This is a genomic window from Aquiflexum sp., from assembly GCF_041749095.1.
In the GTDB taxonomy this organism is placed as follows: Bacteria; Bacteroidota; Bacteroidia; order Cytophagales; family Cyclobacteriaceae; genus Aquiflexum.
This window is the reverse complement of record NZ_JBGTCA010000584.1, coordinates 19,849-27,960: the sequence shown is the minus strand read 5'-3', so window position 1 is coordinate 27,960 and position 8,112 is coordinate 19,849. Positions and strand designations below refer to the sequence as shown.

Here is an 8,112-nt window from a genome sequence, read left to right as displayed (position 1 = left end):
TCGGTAAGGGTATTATCGAAGATATAGTTATACTTTAAATCTAGTCCTGCGCCGCAAAAACCCTTCTCATCAATGCAGAAGTTCTTTGCATGGGATTTTCACGGATATTTTTCTCCTCCTCGGCAATCAAAGTAAATAATCCATCTATCGCCCTATTGGTCACATATGCGTTTAGGTCAGGGTCGATTTTCCTGGTAGTAAGCGGAATGGTGTTATAGGCATTGGCCAGATCTCCGTAATATTTTGTAGCCCCGACTTCATTGAGGGATTCCTGAATTCTGGGCTGGAACAAGGCTACCAATTGACTTTCGGTTGTCCTTCTCAGGTAGTCAGTAGCAGCGTTTGGTTCTCCTTTGAGAATCTGGAACGCGTCCTGAATGGTCATCTGCCTGATGGCACTGATAAAAATCGGCTTTGCTTCAATAGCTGCCTTTTCGGCACCTCTGTTGATGGCAAGCATTGCCCTGTCCACTTCGCTTCCAAGTCCGATTTGTCTTAGTGTATTTTCCACCCTTCGGGCATCTTCGGGAAGCAATATCCTGATCAGGTCATTTTTGAAAAAGCCATCAGTCATGGATGCCAGATCTGCGCCTTTACTGATTCCCTGGATTAAGGCCTCTTTAAGTCCTGAACCTACTTCCTGCTCGGTCAAAGATCCTTGACCTGCTGCCTGAAGGATCCTATTGATATCTGCGGACGAACATGCACCCGTAATTAATAAAATAATAATACCGTAAATTTGAATGGATTTCATAAAATGGATTTTAACAATAATTTACAACTATGGCGATAAACGGGTTCTGGATATTTAAGTTTGTTTCTGTAATATTGTGTTTGATTCTCTAAAATGCTTAAAATCCCAAAACCAAATATCGGTAAAGTAAGTATTTTGGTAGCCATATTAGCATGGTTGGCTTTACTTTTTGTCGATGTTACCAGGATTTTTGAAACAGTCAACCGATTGGAGCCCAATATGGCCCCTCAGGTTTCCTATGTATTGGAGATACTTTTTTTCATTATGGTGTACCTCTTTTATAATTATTCCATCAATAAAAATGAAGACCTTGATTTTCTGGATCTGATCTGGCGGGGTGCATCCACAGGCCTATTGGCAACTTCAGTGGCATTGATCATCAACTTTTTTTATCAGATGCTAGGTGAAGGCAGGTTAGCCTCAGACCCTCTGTTGAGAAACTTCTTTTATCATGTCAATTTTGCCATGATGACCCTTTTCCTTATTTCCTGTTCCCTACTTTGGAAGCACCTGATTTTATATCAAAAGTCCAAAAGAGTAGTACAGCAATGGCAGGCATTTGAGATCCTGATGTTAATCAGTATGTTTTTCATATTTTTCAATGAGAACAATCTGGATTACAGTTTTTTGTTTGGTTTTGTCTTTCTGACTTTTTTCTCGGCTTCTCTGTCTGTCAACCTTAAATGGATACCTTATCTCACATTTAAGGAAAAATGGAAATCGATCCTCTTTTTTGTGATCATCCTCATATGTACCTCCTATCTTTTCTTTGAGCTCCTGTCCTATAGTGACAGCAATCTAACTTTTGTCAACTTGACAGACAACCTGTTTTTGATGGGTCTGTTTGCTTTTGTGTTTTTGTATTCACTTTTCAGTTTTTTGGTTACACTGTTCAATTTGCCCACATCTTCAGTATTTGAACAAAAACTGGTAGAAGCAATCAATTTTCAGCGATTGAGCCAGTCTATCAAACCCGGACAGGATGAAACACAGGTGTTGGATATCCTGATTGATTCCAGTATGAGTGCGGCATATGCAGATGCAGGTTGGCTCGAATTGTTGGACAGCGAAGATAATAAGGTGATCATTCAGGAAAGATTTATTGATGAAGATGTCCGGGAGGAACTCAATGACCTGATTTCCAACACAAAACCTTTTTCAGAGTTTAACTGGAAAGCTTCAGACAATGATACCAGAAAATATCAGGGGAAAATACCCCACAATATTTTCAAATCCGTAATAATGATTCCCCTAGTAGTCAATTCCAAAACCATTGGAAGGTTGTTTTTGATCAAAGAAGTCAAAGATGGATTTAATAAAGAGATGATCAATATCATCAACACCTTTGTAGGACAGGCCTGTATTTCGGTCGAAAATTACAGACTGCTGAACGAGGCCATCAAAAATGAACGATACAAAGAGGAGCTGAAAATTGCCCAAAGAGTACAGAGGAGCTTACTTCCCACCGAACTTCACCATGACGAATATTTTGAAATCAGTGGGTTTTCTGAAGCAGCAGATGAAGTTGGCGGAGATTATTATGAGACAAAGGAAATAAGCCATAACCTATTTGCCATCATCATCGGAGACGTCTCCGGCAAGGGCACCTCGGCTGCCTTTAATATGTCCCAAATGAAAGGCATATTTCATAGCTTGGTCCAATTGAATCCAAGTCCGGGCGAATTTCTTGCAAAAGCCAATATAGCCCTGAGCCAGTGCTTGGAAAGAAATCATTTCATCACCACCTCTTATTATCTGGTGGACACCAAAAGCAAAAAAATAAAATACAGCAGGGCGGGACATTGTCCGACACTGTTTTATGATGCGAGCCGGAAATGTTGCGAATACCTAAGTTCAGAAGGCCTGGGTCTTGGAATGGTCCGCAGTGCCCTTTATGAAAATTATATACATGAGTCTGAATTTGAATTTGAAAACGATGATGTTCTTGTTCTGTTTACAGATGGAATCATTGAAGCAAAAAATGAAGCCGGAGTTGAATTCGGTTATGAAAGGCTGAAGAAAACATTGACGGATCTTCATCAATTCAGTGCGATGGAAATCCAAAAAAAGATCTTAGAACAGATTTACAGATTTGTGGGTCAAAACAGTATGCCTGATGACGATTTTTCATTATTGGTCATCAAATTCAACCCATAACCAATACCTACATAAAGCGTATAAAAAATGATGTTACAAATAGAAAAAAACATTGAAAATGAACATTCGGTTCTCAGTCTTATCGGGGAAATCGATGCCAGCAATTCGGTGGAACTGGACGAGGTGATATTGGACATGGTCCAAGGTGGAGTCCGTAACTTATTGGTGGATTGCTCACAGCTTGAATATATATCATCTGCAGGACTTGGTGTATTTATGTCCTATTTGGAGGAATTTCAGGAAAAAGAAATCAAGCTTGTCATTTTTGGATTAAAGGAAAAGGTGTTTCAGGTTTTTAATATCCTGGGATTGGATCAACTGATCAAAATCAAGTCCACTAAAAAGGATGCACTTGAAGAAGTATTATGAAGCATGAGTTGAAACTATATTGCGACACCACCCGACTGTCTGAACTCAGAAATTTTTTGGGGGATATTCTGGAGGATACTTCTCTGACAGAAGTAGATCAGCATCAGGTGATTTTAGCCGTGGAAGAAGTATGTGCCAATCTGATCATCCATTCCCATGACTGCAACCCCAAGGAATGCATTGACCTGACTGTAAAGAAAAGCGCAGATCTGATGATTTTTGAAATCAGGGATTTTGGACAGGGCTTCAATATCCTTGAATATCAGGAACCTGATATCTCTTTTGTGATGAAATCCAAGCGAAAAGGAGGGCTTGGCATCATTCTGGTCAAAAGGATCATGGACAAAATTGAATTTGAAACCAAAGCCAACATCAATATCTGCCGCTTATTCAAGATATTAAAATCCAAATAATTGTTAATTAAGACATCTTAAAACCCAAAGCCACCCGAATTTTTCAATTTAATTTGTAACATTGCACTGATATTCCGGATTGCCATTTATGATGAATTCAAATCAAATCAAGCTTTTATTACTCGCTTTGGTATTTTCATGTAGTCCAAAATCCACAGTGAAAACAGTGGAAGAGGAACCTGATATCCAAAGTCCATTGGTTACTATCGGAAACGAAGAAATCTTTGCGGAGGAATTTTTATACATGCTTTCAAAAAACAGGAATTTTAACAGTCCTGATGAAAAACTGAGCGCCGAAGAGTTTGATGAAAACTTTAGGCTTTTTGTGAATTACAAACTTAAAGTCAAAGAGGCAGAAAATCTTGGTCTTGACAAGACAGACGAGTTTTACCAGGAATATGAAGTCTTCAAAGAAGATCTTACCCAGCCATTTCTCATCAAAAACACCCTGCAAGAGGGAGAACTGATGAAAGCTTACAACAGGATGAAAGAGGTGATCAAAGCCAGTCACATCCTGTTGCAGTTTCCGCCCAATGCCAGTCAGGCGGATACGATTTCTGTACTTCGGATGGCCCAGAAATTTAAAAGTGATGCAGAAAGCGGAGCTGACTTCAATGAACTGGCATTTGAACATTCTGACGATCCTTCGGCCAAAGACAATAGGGGCAGCTTGGGTTATTTTTCAGCGCTTCAGATGGTTTCACCTTTTGAGGATGCTGCGTTTGGATTGGAGATAGGACAGATATCAGATCCGGTTCTGACCAATTTCGGATACCACGTAATCAGGTTGGAAGACAGAAAACCCAATCCAGGTGAAATCAGGGTTTCCCATATCCTCGTCCGTACACAGGGCAATGACCCTGTCAGTGAGGAGCGTTCCTTGAGAAAAGTCGGGGAGATATACGCTGAAATCCAAAAACCTGAGAGTATTTGGGAGGAAATCTGCCAGTTGTACTCTGAGGACCCCGGTACAAAAAGTTCAGGGGGTTCCCTGCCATGGATAGGTCTGGGGGCCGTCATTCCGGAATTTGAAAGGGTCGCATTTGCCCTTTCCGAAGAAGGAGAAATATCACCACCGGTCAGGACACCCTACGGCTACCATATTATCAGGTTGGAAGAAAAGAAACCGCTCGATTCCTATGAAGAAATGGAGCCAATGATCAAATCAAGAATATTAAGGGATAGCAGGTCCTCCTTGATACAGTCACAGGTGGTGGCTATGCAGAAGTCAAGGTATGGATTTGAGGAAAATGAAAAATTGGCGGCAGACATTGAAGGGATCTTTGCGAAAAATCAAAGAAAGGATGTGCCCGATATCATACTTGAAAGAAACCTGATTGACTCTGTTCTTCTGAGGATAGATGATCATCCCAAAACTGTAGGTGATCTATTGGATTTTATGAATTCAGACAAACAGGTGATCCGCTCCAACCCTCAAAATTACTTTGCCGGTTGGTATGACAAGTTTATAGAAGTAAATCTGCATGAAGCTGAAATTCAAGACCTTTCTACCAACAATGATGAATACAGGTTATTGATTCAGGAATACCGAGATGGGATTTTATTGTTTTCGCTGATGAATGATCAGGTTTGGCAAAAAGCCATTGAGGACAGCTTGGGGCAGGTAAAATTCTATGAGGAAAACCAGGATCGGTATCAATGGAAAAACAGGGTTCAGGCCATAATTCTTACCATGGGAAAAGAGGAAAGTATCCCCGCCGTGCGCAGGTTTCTTTCTGACAAAAAATACATGTCCAACCTGGCCGACCGTTTGGAAAACACTTTTCTTTTGGACAGTCCACTTGCCTTTACCTTTACAGATGGGATCTTCGAAGTTGAGTCTCATCCGGTATTGAATCGGATAGATCTTAACAAAACCTTTCGGGAAATCAAAATCGACAACAAAACCCATTTTGTTGTCGTTGGAGAAAAGCTCGGTCCCGGACCGAAGAAGTTTGAGGAGACAAGGGGGAAAGTGATTCAGGATTATCAGGAATATCTCGACCAAAAGCTCATTGCTACCTTGAAAGAGAATTACATTATTCAGGTCAATGAGGATGAGAAACAAAAAATATTCGATGTTACAGTCAGCAAATAAATGGTTGTTTCTAGCATTGATGGTAAGCATTTCATCTTGTGATTTATTTAAGTTCAAATCCGTGGAGGATGCTGAGGAAGACCCCATTATTGCGACTGTGGGCAACCAAAACTTAAGAATATCAGAGCTTGCGTTCATCAACACAGAAGCCAATACTCCTGAGGACAGTACAAATATTGCCGGGCGTTATGTACAATCCTGGATAAGAAAGCAGTTGATGATCATAGAAGCCGGCAAATCAATGTCTTTTGATGAGGCCGAGATCAACAGAAAGTTATTGGATTACAAATATGCCCTGATGGTATATGAGTTTGAAAAAAAATATGTGGAAGACAATCTCACCAGGGAAATAACCCAAAAAGAGATTGAAGATTATTATAAAGCCAATCAGGCTAACTTCAACCTGAAGGAAATCATTGTCCGGAGCAATTTTCTGAAAACTGACAAAGCCCCAACGGCACAAAACAGAAATATGGAAAAACTGCTCCGTTCAACAAATCCTAATGATAGAGGTGCCTTGAAAGATTTCGCTTCCAAACATGCAAGTAATTACTTTCTGGAGGATTCTACATGGGTCAGATTTGAGGATATCATCATCAATACCCCTTTGGCCAATCATGCCAATAAAGTAGAACTTCTCAGGAGCAACAGACTGATCATCACTGACGATGAAAATTACCGGTACTACTTCAAGATACTGGAATACAAATTGCAGGATCAGATACCTCCCCTTGAATTTGTCAGAGATGAAATCACCAAGATTCTGACCAATAGAAAAAGAATTGCCTTGGTCGAAGAATTGCAAAAAGAAATTTATAACAGAGCATTAGAAAATGAAGTGTTTACAATATATGAATAGGTTTAGTTTAAAGTATTTATTTGTCATTTCCGTTTTTTACCTTTTGGCTACGGTGGGTTTTGCCCAAACCGAAACGTCTAAAGAAGCACCCAGACCCACCGGGCAGGTTTTGGACAAAATTGTGGCAAAAGTCAACAACTATATCCTACTGGAATCCGAAGTGCAAAGAGCTTATATGGAGGCTATTTCTCAATCCCAACAGGGTTTTGACCCCCCAACCAGGTGCGAGGTGTTTGAATCTCTTATGATCAATAAGTTGATGGTTGCCAAAGCAGAACTGGATTCGGTCATGGTATCCGATGCAGAGGTCATGATCCAAGCTGACCAAAGATTCAGCATGGTAATGGCACAGTTTGGTGGGGATGAAGAGATGTTTGTAGATGCCTATGGCAAAACATCCGATCAGTTGAAAGCTGAAATTGAAGATTTGCTAAAGGAACAGATGATCGTCCAGAAAATGCAGGGGAAAATAACTGAGGGACTGACCATTTCACCGGCTGAAGTAAGGAGGTTTTTTACAGCTATTCCCCGTGATTCTCTACCCTTTTTCTCAGCAGAGGTAATTGTAGGTCAGATCGTCAAACAACCGGAAGTCAACCGTGCCACCAAAGACAGTGTGGCCAATCAACTCCGGATGTTCAAAGAAATGATCAATGAAGGTACTTCTGATTTCAAAACCCTTGCAGGCCAATATTCCCAGGATCCGGGTTCTGCCATTCAGGGAGGTGAGTTGGGGTTTTTCAGAAGAGGTGAACTGGCCCCTGAATATGAGGCTACAGCCTTGGGTCTGAGGCCTGGGGAAATCAGTGATCCTGTGGAAACCATGTTCGGATTCCACATGATTCAGCTTTTGGAAAGAAGGGGTAATACATTCAATACCCGGCATATTCTGCTTAGACCTGAACCTTCTGAAAATGACATCCAAACGGCAGAGCGTTTTTTGGATAGTTTAAGAAATCTGATTGTCGATAAAAAAATAGAATTCGCAAAAGCAGCCAAAGAAAATTCCGATGACAGAAGTACCTCTGACAATGGTGGTTTTTTTACAGATCCAAATAACCAATCCAATAGGTTGACTTTGAGGACCCTTGAAGACCCTATTCTTTATTTCACCCTAGATAGTATGGAAGTTGGGACAATCACCAAGCCTATGCGCTATGAAGATGAGCGTAATGGGCCTCAGGTTAGGATTTTGTATTATAAAGAAAAATTCCCTGCACATCGTGCCAATCTCAATGATGATTATGAAAAGTTAAAAGCTGCTACCCGGAGGAAAAAAGAAGAGGGAATCTTGGGCAGGTGGTTTGTTCTTGCAAAAGAAGATGTCTTTATTGACATAGACCCCTCTTATGACCGCTGTGAGGTGTTGAAGGACTAATAAATTGCACTTATAAAACAAAGCCGGAAGACCAATTGCCAACATTAAGATTATGGCAATTGGTCTTTCGGCTTTTTTTTATTA

The 8,112-nt window shown here is 40.6% G+C and carries 7 protein-coding genes; 6 read left to right on the top strand and 1 reads right to left on the bottom strand.

What is annotated here, in order from left to right:
• Nucleotides 1–40 precede the first annotated feature (40 nt).
• Complete coding sequence (locus tag ACEW8O_RS25995) at nt 41–754, bottom strand: DUF4197 domain-containing protein (protein ID WP_373497545.1); 714 nt, start codon at nt 752–754, stop codon at nt 41–43.
• A gap of 93 nt (nt 755–847) precedes the next feature.
• Between ACEW8O_RS25995 and ACEW8O_RS25990 the strand changes: the two genes are divergently transcribed.
• The 6 genes from ACEW8O_RS25990 to ACEW8O_RS25965 all read left to right on the top strand — a co-directional run bounded on the left by ACEW8O_RS25990 (nt 848) and on the right by ACEW8O_RS25965 (nt 8,028).
• Nucleotides 848–2,911, top strand: a complete 2,064-nt coding sequence (locus ACEW8O_RS25990) for a SpoIIE family protein phosphatase (RefSeq protein ID WP_373497544.1) — start codon at nt 848–850, stop codon at nt 2,909–2,911.
• Nucleotides 2,912–2,941: 30 nt separating this feature from the next.
• On the top strand, nt 2,942–3,280 hold the full coding sequence (locus tag ACEW8O_RS25985; RefSeq protein ID WP_373497546.1) for an STAS domain-containing protein: 339 nt from the start codon (nt 2,942–2,944) through the stop codon (nt 3,278–3,280).
• On the top strand, nt 3,277–3,693 hold the full coding sequence (locus ACEW8O_RS25980) for an ATP-binding protein (RefSeq protein WP_373497543.1): 417 nt from the start codon (nt 3,277–3,279) through the stop codon (nt 3,691–3,693). Before ACEW8O_RS25985 ends, ACEW8O_RS25980 begins: the two co-directional genes overlap by 4 nt.
• Before the next feature lie 88 nt (nt 3,694–3,781).
• Nucleotides 3,782–5,791, top strand: a complete 2,010-nt coding sequence (locus ACEW8O_RS25975) for a peptidylprolyl isomerase (RefSeq protein WP_373497542.1) — start codon at nt 3,782–3,784, stop codon at nt 5,789–5,791.
• Entirely contained in the window at nt 5,772–6,650 is an 879-nt protein-coding gene (locus ACEW8O_RS25970; protein ID WP_373497541.1) for a peptidyl-prolyl cis-trans isomerase, read from the top strand. The genes ACEW8O_RS25975 and ACEW8O_RS25970 overlap by 20 nt, the downstream gene beginning before the upstream one ends.
• The gene (locus ACEW8O_RS25965; protein WP_373497540.1) at nt 6,643–8,028 is read left to right on the top strand and encodes a peptidylprolyl isomerase; all 1,386 of its coding nucleotides are present in this window, start codon (nt 6,643–6,645) and stop codon (nt 8,026–8,028) included. Before ACEW8O_RS25970 ends, ACEW8O_RS25965 begins: the two co-directional genes overlap by 8 nt.
• The last annotated feature ends 84 nt before the right edge of the window (nt 8,029–8,112 follow it).

What these genes read in the sequence shown, in the direction of transcription:
- ACEW8O_RS25985 (WP_373497546.1), top strand. Translation starts at nt 2,942, where the DNA reads ATGTTACAAATAGAAAAAAACATTGAAAATGAACATTCGGTTCTCAGT.
- ACEW8O_RS25975 (WP_373497542.1), top strand. Translation starts at nt 3,782, where the DNA reads ATGATGAATTCAAATCAAATCAAGCTTTTATTACTCGCTTTGGTATTT.
- ACEW8O_RS25965 (WP_373497540.1), top strand. Translation starts at nt 6,643, where the DNA reads ATGAATAGGTTTAGTTTAAAGTATTTATTTGTCATTTCCGTTTTTTAC.
- ACEW8O_RS25990 (WP_373497544.1), top strand. Translation starts at nt 848, where the DNA reads ATGCTTAAAATCCCAAAACCAAATATCGGTAAAGTAAGTATTTTGGTA.
- ACEW8O_RS25995 (WP_373497545.1), bottom strand. Translation starts at nt 754, where the DNA reads ATGAAATCCATTCAAATTTACGGTATTATTATTTTATTAATTACGGGT.
- ACEW8O_RS25970 (WP_373497541.1), top strand. Translation starts at nt 5,772, where the DNA reads ATGTTACAGTCAGCAAATAAATGGTTGTTTCTAGCATTGATGGTAAGC.
- ACEW8O_RS25980 (WP_373497543.1), top strand. Translation starts at nt 3,277, where the DNA reads ATGAAGCATGAGTTGAAACTATATTGCGACACCACCCGACTGTCTGAA.